Origin of the sequence: Dellaglioa carnosa (assembly GCF_026948345.1) — a bacterium.
Taxonomy (GTDB): domain Bacteria; phylum Bacillota; class Bacilli; order Lactobacillales; family Lactobacillaceae; genus Dellaglioa; species Dellaglioa algida.
In genome coordinates this window covers 319,358-338,309 of sequence record NZ_JANXLI010000001.1, presented here as the reverse complement: position 1 = coordinate 338,309, position 18,952 = coordinate 319,358, and the positions used below count along the sequence as shown (strand labels likewise).

The 18,952-nt window shown below is 35.2% G+C and carries 22 protein-coding genes; 7 read left to right on the top strand and 15 right to left on the bottom strand.

The window, feature by feature from the left end:
- Window positions 1–21 precede the first annotated feature (21 nt).
- From N0K80_RS01655 to N0K80_RS01610, 10 genes are all read right to left on the bottom strand, one after another.
- Window positions 22–816, bottom strand: a complete 795-nt coding sequence (locus N0K80_RS01655; RefSeq protein ID WP_269023573.1) for a phosphatidate cytidylyltransferase — start codon at window positions 814–816, stop codon at window positions 22–24.
- A gap of 10 nt (window positions 817–826) precedes the next feature.
- A complete protein-coding gene (locus N0K80_RS01650) occupies window positions 827–1,594 on the bottom strand; it encodes an isoprenyl transferase (RefSeq protein ID WP_269023572.1) in 768 nt (255 codons plus the stop codon).
- An 86-nt stretch (window positions 1,595–1,680) separates the two neighbouring features.
- Complete coding sequence (gene frr, locus N0K80_RS01645; protein WP_146342163.1) at window positions 1,681–2,244, bottom strand: ribosome recycling factor; 564 nt, start codon at window positions 2,242–2,244, stop codon at window positions 1,681–1,683.
- Window positions 2,245–2,967 (bottom strand): UMP kinase, encoded by a 723-nt coding sequence (pyrH, locus tag N0K80_RS01640; protein ID WP_057973629.1) that lies wholly within the window; start codon window positions 2,965–2,967, stop codon window positions 2,245–2,247.
- Between the two features lie 133 nt (window positions 2,968–3,100).
- Window positions 3,101–3,976 (bottom strand): translation elongation factor Ts, encoded by an 876-nt coding sequence (gene tsf, locus N0K80_RS01635; RefSeq protein WP_057973630.1) that lies wholly within the window; start codon window positions 3,974–3,976, stop codon window positions 3,101–3,103.
- A gap of 108 nt (window positions 3,977–4,084) precedes the next feature.
- A complete protein-coding gene (rpsB, locus tag N0K80_RS01630; RefSeq protein WP_057973631.1) occupies window positions 4,085–4,876 on the bottom strand; it encodes a 30S ribosomal protein S2 in 792 nt (263 codons plus the stop codon).
- 163 nt (window positions 4,877–5,039) lie between these two features.
- Window positions 5,040–6,029, bottom strand: a complete 990-nt coding sequence (locus N0K80_RS01625; protein ID WP_269023571.1) for a D-2-hydroxyacid dehydrogenase — start codon at window positions 6,027–6,029, stop codon at window positions 5,040–5,042.
- Between the two features lie 31 nt (window positions 6,030–6,060).
- Window positions 6,061–7,053 (bottom strand): D-2-hydroxyacid dehydrogenase, encoded by a 993-nt coding sequence (locus N0K80_RS01620; protein WP_269023570.1) that lies wholly within the window; start codon window positions 7,051–7,053, stop codon window positions 6,061–6,063.
- 31 nt (window positions 7,054–7,084) lie between these two features.
- Entirely contained in the window at window positions 7,085–7,360 is a 276-nt protein-coding gene (locus N0K80_RS01615; RefSeq protein WP_269007767.1) for a GIY-YIG nuclease family protein, read from the bottom strand.
- Window positions 7,350–8,096 carry a tRNA1(Val) (adenine(37)-N6)-methyltransferase gene (locus N0K80_RS01610; protein WP_269023569.1) on the bottom strand — a complete coding sequence of 249 codons (747 nt, stop codon included), beginning with the start codon at window positions 8,094–8,096 and terminating at the stop codon, window positions 7,350–7,352. The genes N0K80_RS01615 and N0K80_RS01610 overlap by 11 nt, the downstream gene beginning before the upstream one ends.
- A 104-nt stretch (window positions 8,097–8,200) precedes the next feature.
- On the opposite strand from N0K80_RS01610, the gene N0K80_RS01605 reads away from it, so the two are divergent.
- The gene (locus N0K80_RS01605; RefSeq protein ID WP_269023568.1) at window positions 8,201–8,824 is read left to right on the top strand and encodes a lysophospholipid acyltransferase family protein; all 624 of its coding nucleotides are present in this window, start codon (window positions 8,201–8,203) and stop codon (window positions 8,822–8,824) included.
- A 41-nt stretch (window positions 8,825–8,865) separates the two neighbouring features.
- On the opposite strand, the gene N0K80_RS01600 is transcribed toward N0K80_RS01605, so the two are convergent.
- From N0K80_RS01600 to N0K80_RS01585, 4 genes are all read right to left on the bottom strand, one after another.
- Window positions 8,866–10,653: an ABC transporter ATP-binding protein gene (locus N0K80_RS01600; RefSeq protein WP_269023567.1), complete on the bottom strand. Its 1,788-nt coding sequence runs from the start codon at window positions 10,651–10,653 to the stop codon at window positions 8,866–8,868.
- A complete protein-coding gene (locus N0K80_RS01595) occupies window positions 10,650–12,404 on the bottom strand; it encodes an ABC transporter ATP-binding protein (RefSeq protein WP_269023566.1) in 1,755 nt (584 codons plus the stop codon). The genes N0K80_RS01600 and N0K80_RS01595 overlap by 4 nt, the downstream gene beginning before the upstream one ends.
- Before the next feature lie 70 nt (window positions 12,405–12,474).
- Window positions 12,475–12,711 carry a YneF family protein gene (locus N0K80_RS01590; protein WP_112249992.1) on the bottom strand — a complete coding sequence of 79 codons (237 nt, stop codon included), beginning with the start codon at window positions 12,709–12,711 and terminating at the stop codon, window positions 12,475–12,477.
- A 95-nt stretch (window positions 12,712–12,806) separates the two neighbouring features.
- Entirely contained in the window at window positions 12,807–13,049 is a 243-nt protein-coding gene (locus N0K80_RS01585; RefSeq protein WP_146342171.1) for a DUF896 domain-containing protein, read from the bottom strand.
- A gap of 147 nt (window positions 13,050–13,196) precedes the next feature.
- Between N0K80_RS01585 and lexA the strand changes: the two genes are divergently transcribed.
- A complete protein-coding gene (gene lexA, locus N0K80_RS01580; protein ID WP_146342172.1) occupies window positions 13,197–13,817 on the top strand; it encodes a transcriptional repressor LexA in 621 nt (206 codons plus the stop codon).
- Between the two features lie 45 nt (window positions 13,818–13,862).
- Here the strand turns inward: lexA and N0K80_RS01575 are convergent, their stop codons facing one another.
- Window positions 13,863–15,014 (bottom strand): hydroxymethylglutaryl-CoA synthase, encoded by a 1,152-nt coding sequence (locus tag N0K80_RS01575; RefSeq protein ID WP_269023565.1) that lies wholly within the window; start codon window positions 15,012–15,014, stop codon window positions 13,863–13,865.
- Window positions 15,015–15,362: 348 nt separating this feature from the next.
- Between N0K80_RS01575 and N0K80_RS01570 the strand changes: the two genes are divergently transcribed.
- The 5 genes from N0K80_RS01570 to N0K80_RS01550 all read left to right on the top strand — a co-directional run bounded on the left by N0K80_RS01570 (window position 15,363) and on the right by N0K80_RS01550 (window position 18,832).
- Complete coding sequence (locus tag N0K80_RS01570) at window positions 15,363–15,731, top strand: transporter (RefSeq protein WP_269023564.1); 369 nt, start codon at window positions 15,363–15,365, stop codon at window positions 15,729–15,731.
- A gap of 124 nt (window positions 15,732–15,855) precedes the next feature.
- The gene (locus tag N0K80_RS01565; RefSeq protein ID WP_269023729.1) at window positions 15,856–16,209 is read left to right on the top strand and encodes a ribonuclease G; all 354 of its coding nucleotides are present in this window, start codon (window positions 15,856–15,858) and stop codon (window positions 16,207–16,209) included.
- 789 nt (window positions 16,210–16,998) lie between these two features.
- The gene (locus N0K80_RS01560; RefSeq protein WP_269023563.1) at window positions 16,999–17,406 is read left to right on the top strand and encodes an ImmA/IrrE family metallo-endopeptidase; all 408 of its coding nucleotides are present in this window, start codon (window positions 16,999–17,001) and stop codon (window positions 17,404–17,406) included.
- Window positions 17,407–17,423: 17 nt separating this feature from the next.
- Window positions 17,424–18,449, top strand: coding sequence for a hypothetical protein (locus N0K80_RS01555; RefSeq protein WP_269023562.1), 1,026 nt, complete (start codon window positions 17,424–17,426; stop codon window positions 18,447–18,449).
- A 26-nt stretch (window positions 18,450–18,475) separates the two neighbouring features.
- Complete coding sequence (locus N0K80_RS01550; protein ID WP_269023561.1) at window positions 18,476–18,832, top strand: hypothetical protein; 357 nt, start codon at window positions 18,476–18,478, stop codon at window positions 18,830–18,832.
- Window positions 18,833–18,952: the final 120 nt, after the last annotated feature.

Here is an 18,952-nt window from a genome sequence, read left to right as displayed (position 1 = left end):
AATCCTCCCCCTTTTAATTTGTTACATTAAACCAAATAAGTGCATAATTGGCCAAACAAAAATTAAACTATCAAATCTGTCTAAAATACCACCATGACCAGGTAAAATACGGCCAGAGTCTTTAACACCATAAAAACGTTTGAATGCAGATTCAACTAAATCTCCACATTGACCAAACACCGAAAGAATCAATGTGATTAAGATCATAACTGGAAATGAATGATTCTGTGGGAAGAAGTAGACAAAAATACTTCCTAACAACGTTGCCATTAGTGTTCCGCCAATTGATCCTTCCCATGTCTTATTTGGACTAATATGCGGTGCTAATTTATGTTTACCAAACTTGCGACCAAATGAGTAGGCACCCGTATCCGTTGTCCAAATGACAATTAAAATGTATGCCAATGTCATTAACCCGTCAAAGTTATCGCCTCTGGCCGCAATGAAATAATGAAATCCCATTCCGACATATAGTGAACTTAAAACAAATACGCCTGCATCATCAAATGAAAAACGGTTCTTTGATGTAACCATGTACATTAATAACAGTGCAGCAAGAAAGTAGAATACATTTACGGATGAAATATTACCCGGTAAAAATGCAAACCACTTATTTGGTGCAATAACGGTTAGCGTCATCAAGAGCCCTAATGTCGCCTCAGGTGAGATTAATAATTTTTTCTTCATTACAAAGACTTCTGAAATACCAATACATCCTAAGATTAAGGCAAAAATTTGTAAAGGTAATCCACCAATAATAACTAATGGTATAAAAACACAGAGTGCCACGATTGCTGTAATTACGCGCTGTCTCATAAAAATTCTCCTATTCTTTTATGCCACCGAAGCGACGATCTCTTTTTTGATAATTAAATATTGCGTCTTTCAATGCATCTTCAGAAAAGTCAGGCCAGAGTGTGTCGGTGAAGACTAACTCGCTATAAGCTATTTGCCACAACAAGAAATTAGAAATTCTTTCTTCACCACTGGTTCTGATTAATAACTCTGGATCATTATAGGGCGCTAAATTAGCAGTCATTAAATACTGATCAATTGTTTTATCAGTAATATCAGCTACATCTATTTTTCCTTTGGTTGCATCGGCCGCTATCTCTTGCATTGCCGTTACAATTTCTGCTCGTCCACCATAGTTTAAGGCGAAATTAAGAATCATTCCCGTATTGTTTTTAGTATCTTCAATTGCCTTACGAACGGCAATTTTCGTTTCATTGGGTAATTGGTCAATATATCCCATAACATTAACTTTGACATTTTTTTCAATTAATTCGGGTACAAATTTATCAAAGAAAGTTCCGGGTAAGCTCATTAAATAGTTAACTTCCGTTTCGGGTCGTTTCCAATTTTCAGTGGAAAAAGCATAAAGCGTTAATACTTTAATGCCCAAATCGTTTGCAGCCATTGTAACAGTTTTTACGGTATCCATACCCGTTTTATGTCCAGCAATTCTGGGTAGGTGCCGTTTTTTTGCCCAACGTCCGTTACCATCCATTATAATGGCAACATGATTAGGCATTTTGTCTGGATCTAATTGAATCTCTTCACTCGTTTTATTTTTCTTCAAATTAAAAACCATATTGTACCTCCAAGAATAGTTACATGTTCTATTGTAGCAAAAAAACAGGCACAAAACGATGCCTGTCTTAAAATAAAGCTATTTATTTAAACTGCTAAGATTTCTTTTTCTTTATCTGCTTGGATGCCATCAACATTTTTAATTGAGGCGTTTGTAACATCTTGCGCTTGTTTTTCTAAATCGCGCAAATCGTCTTCAGTTAAATCTCCGTTTTTTTCAGACTTCTTCAAGGCGTCAACAGAGTCACGTCTAATATTGCGAATAACAACCTTAGCATTTTCTGCTTCAGCCTTAACGTCTTTAGCTAATTCTTTACGGCGTTCTTCCGTTAATTGAGGAATAACCAATCGAATAGCTGAACCATCGTTTGAAGGACTAATTCCTAAATCAGCAACTAATAAACCATGCTCAATATCTTTTAATGCACTTTTATCAAATGGTGTAATCAAAAGCACACGAGCTTCTGGTACTGATATTTGTGCAACTTGGTTAAGTGGCGTTGGCGCACCATAATAATCGACTGTTACGTTATTTAAAAGACTTGCATTTGCACGTCCAGCACGGATATTACCAAGATTTTTTTGAAGTGAAACTTCTGCTTTTGCCATTTTGTCTTGAGCATCAACTAGAATAGGTTCTGTAATTTTCATTTATTTTCCCCTGACGGTTGTCCCGATAGCTTCACCGAGAACTACTTTTTTTATGTTTCCTGGTTCATTTAAATTAAATACAACTAATGGAATATCGTTATCCATTGATAATGTACTTGCTGTTGTATCCATAACTTGTAAGTTTTTATTAATAATATCTAAATGTGTTAACTCTTCAAATTTAGTTGCAGAATCATCTTTTTGAGGATCAGCTGAGTAGACACCATCAACACCATTTTTTGCCATTAAAATAACATCCGCATTAATTTCTGCGGCTCTTAATGCAGAAGTCGTGTCCGTTGAAAAGTATGGTGATCCCGTACCAGCAGCAAAGATAACAACGCGACCTTTTTCAAGATGACGAACGGCTTTGCGTCGGATATATGGTTCAGCAATTTGGCGCATTTCAATGGCAGTTTGAACTCGCGTTGGTACGCCTACTGACTCAAGGTTATCCTGTAACGCTAATGCATTCATAACTGTTCCCAACATGCCTATGTAATCCGCTTGGGCACGTTCCATTCCCATTGCAGCTCCGGCTTCACCGCGCCACATATTACCGCCACCAACAACAATGGCAACTTCAACGCCCATCTCTTGAATTTCTTTTAATTCTTCAGCAACTTTTCGAATTACAGGTGGATTAATCCCAAATCCTTGTTCTCCGGCCAATGCTTCGCCACTTAACTTCAACATAACGCGTCGATACTTAACGTCTGACATTCACTGTTCCTCCTACGATCTATTTACAACCATTTTACCATATCTTAAACGCAATTAATAATTCAATTTATCTCAAAATTGATTTATAAAAAAAGTCTGTGCAATTAAGCACAAACTTTTAGTAATGAAAGAATTATTTAATTTGGCCCATAACTTCGTCAACGAAGTTATTTTCTTTCTTTTCAAGACCTTCTCCAACTTCATAACGGACGAATAATTTAACTTTTCCGCCTTTTGAAGCAACATATTTAGCAACTGTCATATCAGGATCTTTAACAAAATCTTGATCATCAAGACTGATATCAGCTAAGTATTTGTTTAAACGGCCTTCAACCATTTTTTCGATGATATTGGCTGGTTTACCTTCATTAGCAGCCTCTTTAGAAAGAACTTCTTTTTCATGTGCTAATTCTTCAGCAGGTACTTGTTCGCGAGACACATACTTAGGATTGATTGCTGCAACGTGCATAGCAACATCCTTAGCAGTTGCTTCGTCAGCATCTGTAACGACAACAAGTGTTGAGATTGAACCACCCATATGTGAGTATGAACCAAAACTTTCGTTGTCAGTTTTTTCAACTAATTCAAAACGACGTAATGAAATTTTTTCACCAATAACTTGTGTTGCTTCGATTAAATCATCATTGATTGTTCCACGGTCTGTTTTAATTGTAAGTGCTTCTGCAACATCTTTAGGATGTGCTTCTGCAATTTTAGTTGCAATTAATTTAACAAGTGTTTTAAATTGTTCGTTTTGAGCAACGAAGTCAGTTTCTGCATTAACTTCAACGATAGCCGCGAAGTTACCAGAAAATTGAACATCAGATAAACCTTCAGCTGCAACACGATCACTCTTTTTAGCAGCTTTAGCCATCCCTTTTTCACGAAGGAAATCGATTGCTTTTTGCATGTCACCGTCAACTTCAACGAGTGCTTTTTTTGCGTCCATCATACCAACACCAGTTGTATCACGTAATTCTTTAACTTGAGAAGCAGAAATATTTGCCATTTGTATGGCCTCCTTATTTAAATAATCATTTTATTTAATATTTAAAAAAACTGCCTCAAAAGAAAGGGCCATTACAGTACCTAATTTTGAGACAGCCTAATTTATTTACTATTCAGCATCTTTTTTATTGTTTCCGCCTTCAACAGCTTCAACAATATCTTCGATTGAATCTACTTTTTCGTCAGCTTTTTTGAAAGAAGCTTCGTTCACTTCTTCTTTACCTTGATTAGTTTCAATAATAGCATCAGCCATTTTTGCAGTAATCAAACGTACGGCACGAATTGCGTCATCATTTGAAGGGATTTTAACATCGATTTCATCTGGATCACTATTTGTATCAACCATAGCGATGATAGGAATATTCAATTTTTGAGCTTCCTTAACAGCGATACGTTCTTTACGAGGATCAACAATGAATAATACATCAGGGATACGAGGCATATCTTCAATACCACCCAAGAATTTTTCAAGACGATCTCTACGTTTGATTAATAAAGAAACTTCTTTTTTAGGAAGAACATCAAATGTACCATCTTCGGACATTTTTTTGATTTCCTTAAGACGTTTGATACGTTTTTGGATTGTGTTCCAGTTAGTTAAAGTTCCACCTAACCAACGATGGTTAACAAAGTATTGACCAGCACGTGTTGCTTCTTCTTCAATAGCATCTTGTGCTTGTTTCTTTGTACCAACGAAAAGGACAACACCATCATCTTCAGCAGCTTTTTTCATTGATGCATAAGCAGCATCAACTAATTTAACTGTTTTTTGTAAATCAATGATATAAATACCATTTCTTTCAGTAAAGATGTATGGTTTCATCTTTGGATTCCAGCGACGTGTTTGATGTCCAAAATGAACACCGGCTTCGAGCAATTGTTTCATACTAATAACAGCCATGATGTAGTGCCTCCGAGTAAAAGTTTTATTTTCCTCCCAAGTGTTCAACTGCGCTGAGACTCTCCCGAGCACCCTCAGTCACATCCCACGAGGTGTGAATTGATGTTTAACATCGCCTTTAAGTATACAAAACCTGAAATCAGAACGCAAGTCCTAATTTTAATTACTTGACTTCTGTCTCTACGGCTCCAGTTGTTAAAAATTGCTGTGCACTGTTAAAGGCAATTTCGACCATGTTTTTAACTGCCGTTTCGGTATAAAATGCGATATGTGGTGTTAATATAACATTTGTCATACCTAATAGTTCGTTAAACAATGGATCCTCAATATCCACATGACTTAAATCATGATTAAATATTGGATTTTCGAATTCGTAAGTATCTAAAGCAGCCCCACCGACTTGTCCCGATTTTAATGCGTCAATTAGGTCTTCTGTATTAATTAATGTCCCTCTAGCTGTGTTTACAATCAGAACATTTTGTTTCATTTTTGCAAATGTATCGCGATTAAGCATATGTTCATTTTCTTTTGTAGCAGGCGCATGAAGCGTAATAACATCTGCTTGTTCAAATAAATCATCCAATGAGTCAGCATAGAGACCTGCTTCTTTCAATTCGGGTTTTGGATGTAGGTCATATGCAATTACTTTCGCACCAAACCCCTTATAAATATCCATTGCAACACGGCCAATACGGCCTGTTCCAATGACACCAACCGTTAGGCTTCTTAATTCTCTTGAGATGTTAGGCGCCCAACGATAGTCGTTAGCTTTGAGCTTTAAATTAAATTCAGGCGTTTTTCTTAAAAGTTGCATTAATTGTGTGACAGAAAACTCAGCAATTGCGTTAGGCGAGTAAGCCGGAACATTTGTTACCATAATATTATGTTTTTTAGCAGCGACTAAGTCAATATTATCGACACCTACATTTCGAACAGAGAGAACTTTAATACTCATTTTTTGCATTTCAGAAAATAATGCATCATCGTAAGGAATCGTTTGTAAAGCAATAATACCGTCAAACCCTTTTGCTTGGTTGATAGTATCAGTAGTTAATAAGTCTCCAGTAATTTCGACATCAATCTGATTAGCCTGTGCCCATTCTTCGGCAAATCCAACTTCATCTTTTCTCATACCAAATGCAATTAATTTCATAATCCGTTTCCTCCATCTTCAAAGAACAATTTTATTTAAATTTGACTTCTTTATCGGAATGTCCTGTTTCAATTAAATCTTTACTTGCGTTCAACGCATCTATCACCATATTTCTTACCGCTGGTTCCGTGTAAAAAGCAGTATGGGGCGTTATCAAAACGTTCTCACGTTGTAATAAATTTTTAAAAGTCCCATTCACTTGTGATTCCGTTAATTTTCCATTAAAGTAATCTGTTTCATTTTCAAGCGTATCTAAAGCGGCTCCCGCAACTTTACCTGAATCTAATGCTCTGATTAGCGCATCAGTATCAATCAATGTTCCCCTAGCCATATTTAAGATATGCACACCATCTTGCATATTGTTAAACGCTTCATCGTCTAATAAATGATAATTATCTTCAGTTGCTGGACTATGAATAGTGATAACCGTTGATTTCGCATATAACTCTTCAAGGGTATCAACGTAAATACCTTCTTCTTTTAAAGTAGGATTTTGGTAAATATCATATCCAATTATTTTTGCGCCAAATGCTTTAAAAATTTTTATTGCAGTTTGCCCGATTCTTCCTGTACCAATCACACCAATTGTTTGTGTGCGAATTTCTTTCGAAATATCAGGTTCCCAGGTAAAATCATTATTTTCCATCTTGCGATTAAATTGTGGTGTTTTCCTGAAAAGTTCCAATAATTTAGCTATAGAAAGTTCTGCAACAGCACTTGGAGAGTAAGATGGAACGTTCGTCACAATCAACCCATATTGATTGACCGCATCCCCATCAACATTATCAACTCCGGTATTTCTGATTGATAGGTATTTAATATGCAAATCACGAATTTTTTTAATTAATTCCGGCGTGTAATCTTTTTGCTGATAGGCAACAATTGCATCATGGTTAGCTGCAAGTTGAACGGTTTTTTCATCTAACAAATCTGGTACAGTTTCTATTTTAATTTGATTATCATTTTCCCATTCCTTAACATAAGGTAATTCATCTTCTCGAATTCCGTAAGCAATAATTTTCATGATGTTAACGACCTCTCGATTTTTTAATTTTTTAGATTTCAACTGAATGTGCCCTTAAATAAGTAATTTTTTTACTTCTTGGTTGATGTTTAAAGGCATATTCTTTTTTTAATGCTTCAGATTTCGTATCAAAAGATTCTTGATAAATCATTTCTAATGGCCGTCTACTTGGCAGCCTTGTATATTTTGCACCCTTACCCGCATTATGCGTTTCAAGTCTTTTTTTAGGATCTGTAGTAAATCCTCCATATAGTGTATTGTCGGCACATAGCAAAACATAAAAATAATATTTTTTATCAGTTTCCATAAACAATCTCATGGACGCTTTGCGTATATTCATCATTAGCACCGTAAACAACGATCGGTGGCATAATTCTGATACCCGCTGCGTTACCATCTTTAATCGCTTCAATTAAAACCATATTTGCTTCTTTTCCCTCTTTTGGATAAACAAATTGAATTTTTTTAGGCGCTAGTCGATGGTTAACCATTTTACTTAATATTTCAGGCAATCTGTCAGGTCGATGAACAAAAAAAGTTTTACCTTTCATCTTTAACAAACCACTCGTAATTTCCAAAATGTCATCTAAATCAGTCGTGATTTCATGTCTTGCAATTGCTAAATATGGATTGGGATTTCTCGAAGAATCCGGTGTATTAGGAAAGTAAGGCGGATTACAAAGTACTGTATCAATTGAATCCTTTTCAAGATAATCGAACGTCTTTATTAAATCTAACTGTTTAACTTCTATCTGCTGCCCTAAGCGGTTTAATTCGATACTTCGTTCAGCCATATCAGCCAACCGTTCTTGTAATTCAATCTGATAGATATGACCCTTTGTCTTTTGGCTGACAAACATCCCCACTGCACCGTTGCCTGCGCATAGGTCAACAATTTTAGTTGAGTCTTTTCTTGAAACCTCTGCAAAATGAGCTAATAGAACAGCATCTAACGAGAAAGAAAAAACGTCTGAACTTTGGATAATTTGAATCTGATTTGAATATAATTGATCAATTCGTTCGTTTTCATTGAGTAAGACCACTTAATCGTCACCCACCTTCTATATATTTAACTTAAACTTGCAACTTTTAATTCAATTAGTCATACTTACCATACAGAGTTTAAAAATGAAGGGATTGTAGCCACATGTTTTATTCATTCGCGCGAGGCATTGTCAGAATTATTATATTCTTAATCAACGGAAACGCCCACTACATTAATAAAGAAAAATTACCTGAAGGATCTTATATTTTAGTAGGTCCGCATCGAACTTGGTTTGACCCTATTTATTTTGCCCTGGCAGGTAGCCCGAAAAAATTTTCATTTATGGCTAAAAAGGAGCTCTTTGTAAATCCAATTTTACGCTATATCTTAATCCATGCCAATGCTTTTCCTGTTGATCGTGAAAATCCTGGCCCATCAACAATCAAAACACCAGTTAAATTTTTAAAAAAAGGTGATTTATCTTTAATTATGTTTCCATCCGGTACGCGTCACTCAGAAGAGTTAAAAGGCGGTTCCCTTTTAATTGCTCGAATGGCACAGGTTCCTTTAGTTCCGGCAGTATATCAAGGGCCATTAACATTTAAACAACTTTTCAGTAGAAAAAGAATAACCGTATCATTTGGCGATCCAATCTACCTTGACAGAAAAACAAAGTTAACCGACGAAGTTCAAGCACAAATGGACACCAAGTTAACCGACGCTTTTAAACAATTAGATATGGACATAAATCCAGATTTTAAATATGTTGATCCTCATAAAAAATAACGCTTGAAAATCTAAACGATTTTCAAGCGTTATTTTTTTATTTAATCATCTGAAATATTTTGTAGATGATACATATCAAAATATTTACCTTCTAATTTTAGTAATTCTTCATGCGTTCCACGTTCGACAATTTTACCTTTATCTAAAACCAATATTTGATTAGCATCAACGATAGTTGACAACCTGTGTGCGATAACAAGCGTCGTTCTATTTTGTCTCATTTGCTTCAATCCATCCTGGATAAGTTGTTCCGTTTCAGTATCAATATTAGCCGTAGCTTCGTCTAATATTAAAATTTTGGGATTAGTTACGATTGTTCTAGCAAATGAAATTAATTGTTTCTCACCTGAAGAATACGTGGCCCCCCGCTCAACAACTTTCGTTTGGTATCTCTTCGGGAGTTTCTCAATAAACTGGTCTGCATGAACAAATTTAGCAGCCTCTTCAATCTGCCCATCAGTTACATTTTGATTGAGCATTCTAATATTAGATGCGACGGTCCCATAGAATAAGAAAGAATCCTGCAATACTAACCCCATTTTTTTACGTAACTCTTCGGATGAATATTTTTTGATATCTAAATCATCAATCAATATTTGTCCCTCTTGAAAATCATAAAATCGCATTAATACATTAATAGTTGAACTCTTCCCGCTACCCGTGTGACCAACAAAAGCTAGCGTTTCACCAGGCCGCACCACGAAAGATATATTTTTTAAAACGGCGTTTTCATTATCATACGAAAATGTAACATTCTTAAATTCGATTTTACCGTTAACAATAGTAGCTCCTTTGTCAGGAGTTTGCTGTGGTTCAAGCGTTTGATCATCAAGAACACCAATAATACGGCTACCTGCAACAATACCATCTTGGAATGTCGTTAAGTAATCCATTAAATTAGTCATTGGATTAAAAAAATTCTGCAAATAAGTTAAAAAAGCATAGACCATCCCGGCTTCGACAAAATGATCTAAGCTGTTAACACCGAATAATCCAAGCGTGATAACCACTGCCAACGCATAAAAGAGGCTGATAATTGGTGAGAGTAACAATGAATTAGTTTTAATCATTTCAAATCTTTTTCTCAAATAAAGCTCATTTGTATCTTCGAATTCGCCCTCAATTCGTTCTTCCTGACGGAACTGCTGAATAACATTAATCCCAACAATAGATTCATTCAATTTTGTATTCAACCGACTCAAGTACTCTCTCATTTGTCGATACACCCTTGAACTGAATCGCTGATAATACCATGTTGTTATCATTAGAATTGGCACAAATATCAACGTTATTAACGCTATTTGTGGTTTGGCCATGTACATTGCCACAAACGCCGAGACAAGGGAAAAAATTCCAATAATTAATGTCATAAATAACGTCCAGAAGTCAGCCAACGTCATCGTATCATTGGTAACTCTAGAAACGACTGCTCCAGCAGGTGTTTGATCAAAATATCGCATCCCCAATGTATGAATTTTTTTAAAAAGAACAATACGAATTTTTTCTAATGTTTTTTCTGCACCCATTGAATACAAATACATCTGGATAAATTGTGTAATTGCTTTTAAAATGACACCGATAAAGTACAGGCCCGCAAATAAGAACATAACGTTTAGTGGTGTCGATTTAGACTGAAGATAATGATCCATATAATATTGTAAAAGTAATGGTAAAAGGATATTAATCCCACTTAAAAGTGCCGCGAACAAAATTGCGATTAAAAAGTCCGCCTTAAAGTCTTTTGTATAAGGCAACAATCTTTTTATAACAGCCCTTTGTTCCTTCCCACTCATTTCTTTTTGCCAACTAGATTTAGATTTTTCACTCATTGCGATCCACCTCCATCTATCTTATTTTCAAGCTGTTGTTTAGTCGTCATTTGATAATACCAACCTTCTAATGCCATTAAAGTTTCATGTTGTCCCCGTTCAACTATCATGCCTTCGTCAATTACAATAATTTCATCAGCATCCATCACGCTACTCATACGACTTGCAGAGATAATTGTTGTTTTGTTTTGACGTTTTTCTTTCAGTCTGCTTAAAATAATTGATTCCGTTCTAGCATCAACCGCAGATAACGCATCATCTAAAATTAATAATTCTGGATTGATCACTAAGGCACGAGCAATCGCTAATCGTTGTTTTTGTCCACCAGATAGTGAGATTCCTTGCTCTCCAACTTCCGTCTCGTACTGCTGTGGCAAATCCATAATATCAGTATCCAAATCAGCATCAAATGCGGCTATTTCAACATCTTCTTTTGTTAAATCCATGTTGGCAAACCGTATATTATCAAATATAGTCGTTGAAAATAAAAAACTCTCCTGAGGTACGTAACCTATTGATTTAAGATATGCGTCTAAAGCATACTTTTTTATATCTGAATTATTAACTGAGATGGTGCCATTGTAGACATCGAATTCACGAAGGATCAATTTCATAATTGTCGATTTACCAGCACCCGTTTTACCAACTATTCCTAGCGTTTGTCCAGAACCAATCTGAAATTTAACATCCCGCAAACTCACACGATCATCATCCGGATAGTTAAAATGACGTATGTCAAAATCAAAAGGTCCTGTTGGCGATTTAGCCAATCCTTGTTTAGTATCAATAATCCCACTAGTCTGATTAAGTAATATTTGTACGCGATCGTAACTCGCGTTTCCGCGTTCAATTACGTTAAATAATCGACCAATTGCGAACATCGGCCAGACAAGTAATGCAATGTAACTAATAAATGAAATCAGTTGTCCAATCGAAATTACATCATTGGTCACATAATACCCACCAAGAATAATTGTAAAAACATATGATAATCCAATAATTAAACTAGTTATTGGATCAAATAATGCGTCTAAAAAATTAACTCTTCTATTAATTTTGATTGTCTCTTGAACTTTTTCTTCAAAATCATTAATATCTTCCTGTTCTTGTCCAAGCGTTTTAATTACTTTAATGCCACTAACACTTTCTTGTGTCTTATTATTCAACGTTGAAAATGCGGCCTGCGAGGTGGCAAACGCGGTGTGTATTTTAGTTCCCAAAAATCTAGCCATAACCGCTAATAAAGGCAACGGTATTATGGCTAAAATAGTTAACCGCCAATCAATTAAAACAACCATTGCAATGATTGTCGTTCCACCCGTTATAATTGAATCGGCAAAAGTCAAGATACCGGCGCCGGCAACCTGTTGAATAGCCGTTAAATCATTGGTAGCATGAGCCATCAGGTCACCCGTCCTATTTTGTTGAAAAAAAGACTGATCCATTTGCATAAAATGTTTAAATAATCTGGTACGTAATATTTTTTCAAGTCGAGCTGCACTCCCCCAAATATTAGTTCGCCAAATATACCGGAAGAGGTATTGTCCTACTGCAACGAAAATAAGAATTCCAACCCAAATAGCTAATTTACGCACTGTTAGTTCATTTCTACTCATGCTATCAACAATGTTTCCAATAATCTTTGGTGGTACAATTTGAAAAATTGCCACTAGAATCAAGAAAAATACGCCAATACCATACGATTTCTTTTCTTGTTTAAAGAACCATCCTAGTTTTCTAAATATATTCATTTCGAATCCCCCCTTTTTGTGAAAAAAAAACAAGCAAAGAAAACCCTTGCCTGTTTATAAAATATTAAAATTATTTTTTTTGTGAGCTGTTTTTTGCTTGCGCATTCATTGATGACATCATTTGATGTAATTTCTTTTCAGAAGGTTTTTGGCCCATTTGGACCATCATCATTCTTAACATATCTTCATTGATTGGTGGGTTCTTTTGTAAATACGTTTCCATATATTTACGAGCACCGAAAAATCCTCCGACAAGTCCAACTGCTAACGCAATAACGGCGATTAATATCGTCATTCCCATTGACATAATTCAAGACCCCTTTCCATACACTTCAATCATTAATTCTACACAATTATCACATAAAAGAAAAGGTAAATATGCGTAAAGCGCTAACTATTTTCTTAGTCGTCTCGTAAGCCTTTATCACGTTGAACTTTTTTAACTTTATCGGGTGTAACTTCCTTACCCGTTTTATCATATACTTGCATCATTTCAACACGGCTTCTGAAACTTTCCCTAAATAAAGCAAGATAAGTTTCACGAAGTTCTTTTCTCTCAGCTTCTTCGGCTTTTGTTAAGCCTTCATCCGTTTTACTTTTTGCGGCTAATTCATTAATTCTTGGTGCTAAATCTTCTGGGATCATCAGCTATCACTCCTTAAAATTTTATTAATAATCATAACTGATAATATCATAAAAAACAATCATTTAAATCAACCGAACGTTTGTTTGCAAGAACTGGCCTCATATGCTACTATTAAAGTAATAAATAAGGATGATGAGGTGTACGAAATGACAAAAGCATCTGACAGCAAACAACTTGCGGTCTTGCGCTTTATTCATGAACGAGTAGATACAAAGGGCTACCCGCCAACGGTTAGAGAGATTGGCGAAGCCGTTTCTTTATCTTCAACTTCTACAGTTCATGGACACATTGCTCGACTTGAAAAAAAAGGATTATTAACTAAAGACCCAACAAAGCCTAGAGCAATTGAGCTTACACCGCTTGGTTTAGACGCCATTGGTATTAATAGTCACGAGAATTTAATTCCAATGGTAGGGACAGTTACAGCTGGTGTTCCCATCTTGGCAGTCGAACAGGTAACGGATTACTTCCCGTTGCCACCAGATTTCAACTCTTCGGACGATTTGTTCATGCTAACCATTCGCGGAGAGAGTATGATTAACGTTGGTATTTTAAATGAAGACCAAGTCATCGTCAGAAAACAATCAAACGCCGAGAATGGTGAAATCGTTATTGCAATGAATGAATTCGACGAGGCAACGTGTAAAAGATTTTTTAAAGAAGAAAATCACTTCCGTCTCCAGCCAGAGAATGATTCAATGGCACCAATCATTTTAGATCAGGTTTCTATCCTGGGTAAAGTTATTGGTCTCTATCGTCATTTTTAATTAAAAAGCCGTCAAAATTAGTTAAACTAATTTTGACGGCTTTTTCTATTGAATAAGATATTGTCTTTGCATATTTTTACTACCAGTCAAAACAAATTTGGAGTGATCATTTTTATAATCAAGCTCTATATCCGCTCCATCGTTTTTTAATTGACTTCGATATATTTCTTCGTATTCCCCAACAGATACTTGAACTCGTGATTCTAAATTTATTTGTGGCAACCTGTCTTCAAATTCAGATGCTAGCTTGCCAGAAAAAAATTCACCAACAGCTCCCGATCCGTAACTGTATAAACCAACTCTATCACCAATTTCTAAATCTTTACTGTGTTCAAGTAAGGAAATAAAGCTCAAATACAACGATCCAGTATATAAGTTTCCTACTTGATTATTGTATCTTTTTGCCGCTTCAAATTCGCGTGTTAATTCTACTTTTTCATCTTCATTAGCTTCTAATAGTACCTCTTTCAATCCCTTGGTACCCAATTTTGTATATGGCAAATGAAACAACATCGCTTTAAAGTCAGATAATGTTAATTTTGTCTTATCCTTGTACTCAGTCCACGTTTTATTAAAAAAATCTAAGTAGACATTTTGTGATGTTTTGCCATCTACAAGTGCCTCGTTATGGTTCAAAGGACGCCAAAAATCCATTGTATCTTCTGTTATAAATCCACTCTCTTCATCTAGCTCTAAAATACCCGGATTTTTTGTAATCAGCATCGCAACGGCACCGCCACCCTGTGTAGGCTCACCCGAAGTATGCAGGCCGTATCTGGCAATATCCGCCCCAATAACTAGCACTTGACTGACCGGGTTAAGGGCAACATGTCCTTTTGCCAATTGAATTGCAGCGGTTGCACCATAACAAGCCTGTTTAACTTCAATTGCTCTTACATGACTTAATCCAAGTAACCCAGAAATATATGCTCCGGCTGACTTCGAATTATCTATTCCAGATTCTGTTGCAAAAATGACAAAATCAATTTTATCCCTGTTTTCATCATCTATCAATGAGTCTGCTGCATTTGCACCCAACGTTACAACGTCTTGCGTTGCTGGAATTACAGCCATTTTTGATTGGCCAATACCAATCAAATACTTATTAGGATCTACATCTCTAGCTTGAGCCAGTTCTACCATATCAACATACTGATTCGATGTAAAAAAGTTAATTCGATCAATTCCAATTTTCATTACTTAACCAACTTCCGTTTATTATCTTGCCATTATTGTACAAGATGTCCCATTTGATGGCAAGATTTGCCATCGCATCATTAGAAAAAAATAAAATTCTACCTCCCCTCTGTATAAAAATTATATTCCTTTTTTAATGACTGAATTGCCGCCCAGCCTATTCCTATCAACTACAAAAAAATTATTGTGTTTGATAAGTACTTTTTCTATAAAAAATTAGAAGGAATATGTATAATGAAGAAACACTCAGCGATTAATGAATCGCTGCTAGATAATTTATTTTTAAATTAAATAAACTCACGTGTAATAAACTGATTCACGCTAAAAGCTGATTGGGGGAAATGTTTTATGAAGTTAAAAATTAATACTGTAGCAGGTATATTAGATATTATAAATGTCTTGTTAGTAGCTGGCTCTTGGATTATCGTTCTTATTGGTGCCATAAGCGAATCTACCGTTAAGTCAAACGGTACTATTACTGGTAGCGCGTCCGGTGGTGTTTCTGTTTTCTTTTACATCATGTTAGGTCTTGGCCTCATTCTTCACATCATCGGCCTTATTCAATCAAAAAAAGCCGATATTTCTATTACTGGTCACGTTCTTGGAATTATTGGTTCTGCTCTATTCCTTGTATCTATGATTTTTGCACTTCCAACATTTATTTTATTAATTATTGCAGCAGTTTTCACACTTAAACAAGCTCCCGCCAAGAAATAATATTTTTTAACGAGCGTTCAGCAACGTTTTTAGTAGGTGCAACTCCTGCTGTTCGCTTTTATAGTTTAATAACGTGCAATGAACTGATTCACGCTAAAAGCTGATTGAAAGGGTCTTAATTATGATGGAAGAAAATGGTAATGTTGTCCCACAGGAAGTTAAAGGCTGGAACTGGGGTGCATTTATGTACAACTGGATTTGGGGAATTGCTAATAAAACGTACCTTCCTTTACTAGTTCTCATCCCAATTTTCAATATCGTTTGGATTTTTATTATCGGTTTTAAAGGTAATGAATGGGCTTGGCAAAAAGGTGACTACAAAGACGTCGAGACATTCAAAGCTGTTCAAAAAACATGGAACGTTGCTGGAATCATTACTTTTATTCTTAGCATTGCTGGTATTCTTTTATATTTCTTTTTTATTGCTGCTATTATTGCCGGATTAGCTAACTCGTCATATTCATCTTATTCTTATTAAAACTGATCGAGTTACCTATTTAGATATTGGTCAATTTGACGATAAGTTTAAGGCTCGGTTATCTTATTTTGTGTACTATTTATATAAATATAACATTAGATATAGGACTAAAATGATTCTAAAAGTCATCACACACGGAACCAATACTTCGTGTGTGATGACTTTTTTTATTTGATTATTTTATATCGACGCATAAATAATTAATTTTATTTTCAAATCTCGTAAAAAGTATTTAAGTAATGCATCCCAATCCCTAAGCTACTGGCATAGCTCACTAATTTTCCGTATTTTTATACACCTTTATGTGCTAAAATTGAAAGGCGTTATCCCATATTTTAATAATTTTTAATTATGTTTCGGGTATCTTAGTAATTGAATTCCATGCGGATATTGAGATTAACGGTATAAACTTATTGCGTTTCAAATCCAAACGGCTATCAAAGGACAGAGAATCAATGTTTGAACATTACAATCACCTGCTCAAGGAAATAACATAAAGCAAAATCATACCTAAGAACAGTTGATTTTAAACTAAGTAAAGACACCGACGTCAACGGTACCAAGTATATCAACGCTGTCTTGTAAATGATTTATTATCTAAATTTTTACTTTACCCTCAGATCATTTTCCCATATGGGTCCATCTATATAGAAATTGATTCTAACAATCGTATGAATACTACACGTAAATGGTATTTTTTATTGTTCAGTTTTACATAATATAAACTTTGGAGGAACAAGTTTTGGACTTTATCGAATTCCTTAAAAATAAAAACGGGAGAGATAATGGATGAGTATGTATTTAGAAATTAAAGACAACCTCCTTTCTATCGCTGCGAAGAATAATATCACAGTAATTGAAAACGAGATGTTAACGGCTGATAACCCTGATATAGCTGTTATTAACAACAGGGGTATTCTAATGAATGTGAATGCATCGACAGATGTTTCCTACTTATATAGAATGGCTCACGAATTAAGTCATATTCTATATGGCGATTCAGACTCACAAACTGCGTACCAGTTTAGTCCCTATAGTAGAAAGAAAGAAGAAATAAATGCGCACAGAAACGCAATAAAACTTCTCATGAGTATTCAAATGCCTACTAACCCAAATACGTTCATGGAATATTACAATGTCCCTGAATGGCTATTGTATGATGTGGCACGAGAATTTAATGATCAGTTAGAAGATTAAAACTTTGGAGGAACAAAATGAAAAAATTTATAAGACTACTGGGGGTCTTGGGGGTAGCCACCTTGTTGCTATCCGCCTGTAAAAATCAGAAAGATGCTACGCCGAAAGAATCTAAATCTGATTCTGAAAGGATGTATAAGGTGAAGATTACCAAAATTTCACCACAAAACGATGGGGATTGGCTTGCTCATGGTACAACGAAAGCACCTAATGGAACTATTATAGCAGCAGTATTACCAAATAAATTCATTAATAATGCATATACTAATGATTCATTTAAAATGGAGGAAGGTACCTACGTATCAACCGTTGACAACAATCAATTTACATTACGCTTATCTCCTCGTAGTATAGACTCTCGCGATGTATATACTACTAAAATGTCCTTATCTTTCTATATTTTTGGTATATCTAATCAAAAAAAATTATCTATTGAAAATCCCAAAGACACGATCATATCTAAAACAATAAAAAAACAAGTTGAACGAACAGTTGATCTTACTAAATTCAATTATACTGAAATTCAAATAAAAAAATTTACTGATGATGGTAAAGAAGCAGATGAAATGGCTTCTTCTGACTTAGCAGAATCAAAAAAAGATTCTCTGGCTTCCGAATCATCAGAAAAAGCTGAATCTAAAAAGGAAGAAGCTAAAGCTGCTAGCGAATCAATTAAAAAAGCCCATTCTAGTGCTTCAAATACTGTTTATGGCCAATTTAAAGATGACGGATTTGATGAACGATCAGCTGGATATCATGTACAAACAGTCAGCGGTTTAAAAATTGGTTATAGCGTTGGCGAAGACAACAGTGTAAAAGTTGTTAAAATAGATTCTCGAGAATTACCATATTCTTTATCTCTAGATGAAGAGGCAATTAACGAACAAATAACAGACTATACGGCACCAGATGCGAAGTTAAAGCAAACTATTTCAAACAAGGAATTTATTTACCATTCTGACAAGTTGAATAAAAACTATAAAATTAGATATCAATTAAATACTGATGGCGAATTAACTATGGTGTTTATTAATCAAAATTAAATAAAAAATAGGAAAGGAGTTATGAAGTGACTGATACATATTCAGAACAAAGTGATTATGACGGATTCTCAAAAATTGGAAAGTCTCACTTCGATAATGGTGAAACAAACATACAATGTCCCTTCTGCAAAGGTCATCTTGAAGGAGAAAGATTCTGCAAGAGTTGCGGCAGAAAAATATTTTATAATGGCGAACCGGAATTTGAATCATTATTTTTACCAAGTGTTAAAAAATTCTATGTAGAAAACAGTTCATTTACAAAAGTGGGAAATTCTCTCAGTAAAACTGGAGATTCACTATCTAGTGCCGGTAGCGCTATAACAGGATGTGGTTGTTTAATAATTGGAATTATCATTTTGTTTTTCTTATTAGCAATAATTTAAACACAAAAAAAGAGCCATCCCCTACTCGTCGAAAAGTCAGGATGACTCTTAACAAAAAAATCGTCTATATACATAGGCTTATTTTCTTTACCTATTTTATCCGAAAATGGAGGTTTTCGC

Excerpts from the sequence above, each read along its gene's own strand:
- N0K80_RS01575 (WP_269023565.1), bottom strand. The coding sequence starts at position 15,014 with ATGAAAATTGGAATTGATCGAATTAACTTTTTTACATCGAATCAGTAT.
- tsf (WP_057973630.1), bottom strand. The coding sequence starts at position 3,976 with ATGGCAAATATTTCTGCTTCTCAAGTTAAAGAATTACGTGATACAACT.
- N0K80_RS01570 (WP_269023564.1), top strand. The coding sequence starts at position 15,363 with ATGAAGTTAAAAATTAATACTGTAGCAGGTATATTAGATATTATAAAT.
- N0K80_RS01650 (WP_269023572.1), bottom strand. The coding sequence starts at position 1,594 with ATGGTTTTTAATTTGAAGAAAAATAAAACGAGTGAAGAGATTCAATTA.
- N0K80_RS01615 (WP_269007767.1), bottom strand. The coding sequence starts at position 7,360 with ATGGAAACTGATAAAAAATATTATTTTTATGTTTTGCTATGTGCCGAC.
- N0K80_RS01595 (WP_269023566.1), bottom strand. The coding sequence starts at position 12,404 with ATGAATATATTTAGAAAACTAGGATGGTTCTTTAAACAAGAAAAGAAA.
- N0K80_RS01555 (WP_269023562.1), top strand. The coding sequence starts at position 17,424 with ATGAAAAAATTTATAAGACTACTGGGGGTCTTGGGGGTAGCCACCTTG.
- frr (WP_146342163.1), bottom strand. The coding sequence starts at position 2,244 with ATGAAAATTACAGAACCTATTCTAGTTGATGCTCAAGACAAAATGGCA.
- N0K80_RS01620 (WP_269023570.1), bottom strand. The coding sequence starts at position 7,053 with ATGAAAATTATTGCTTACGGAATTCGAGAAGATGAATTACCTTATGTT.
- N0K80_RS01585 (WP_146342171.1), bottom strand. The coding sequence starts at position 13,049 with ATGATCCCAGAAGATTTAGCACCAAGAATTAATGAATTAGCCGCAAAA.
- N0K80_RS01560 (WP_269023563.1), top strand. The coding sequence starts at position 16,999 with ATGAGTATGTATTTAGAAATTAAAGACAACCTCCTTTCTATCGCTGCG.
- N0K80_RS01565 (WP_269023729.1), top strand. The coding sequence starts at position 15,856 with ATGGAAGAAAATGGTAATGTTGTCCCACAGGAAGTTAAAGGCTGGAAC.
- rpsB (WP_057973631.1), bottom strand. The coding sequence starts at position 4,876 with ATGGCTGTTATTAGTATGAAACAATTGCTCGAAGCCGGTGTTCATTTT.
- N0K80_RS01605 (WP_269023568.1), top strand. The coding sequence starts at position 8,201 with ATGTTTTATTCATTCGCGCGAGGCATTGTCAGAATTATTATATTCTTA.
- N0K80_RS01600 (WP_269023567.1), bottom strand. The coding sequence starts at position 10,653 with ATGAGTGAAAAATCTAAATCTAGTTGGCAAAAAGAAATGAGTGGGAAG.
- lexA (WP_146342172.1), top strand. The coding sequence starts at position 13,197 with ATGACAAAAGCATCTGACAGCAAACAACTTGCGGTCTTGCGCTTTATT.
- N0K80_RS01625 (WP_269023571.1), bottom strand. The coding sequence starts at position 6,029 with ATGAAATTAATTGCATTTGGTATGAGAAAAGATGAAGTTGGATTTGCC.
- N0K80_RS01590 (WP_112249992.1), bottom strand. The coding sequence starts at position 12,711 with ATGTCAATGGGAATGACGATATTAATCGCCGTTATTGCGTTAGCAGTT.
- N0K80_RS01655 (WP_269023573.1), bottom strand. The coding sequence starts at position 816 with ATGAGACAGCGCGTAATTACAGCAATCGTGGCACTCTGTGTTTTTATA.
- pyrH (WP_057973629.1), bottom strand. The coding sequence starts at position 2,967 with ATGTCAGACGTTAAGTATCGACGCGTTATGTTGAAGTTAAGTGGCGAA.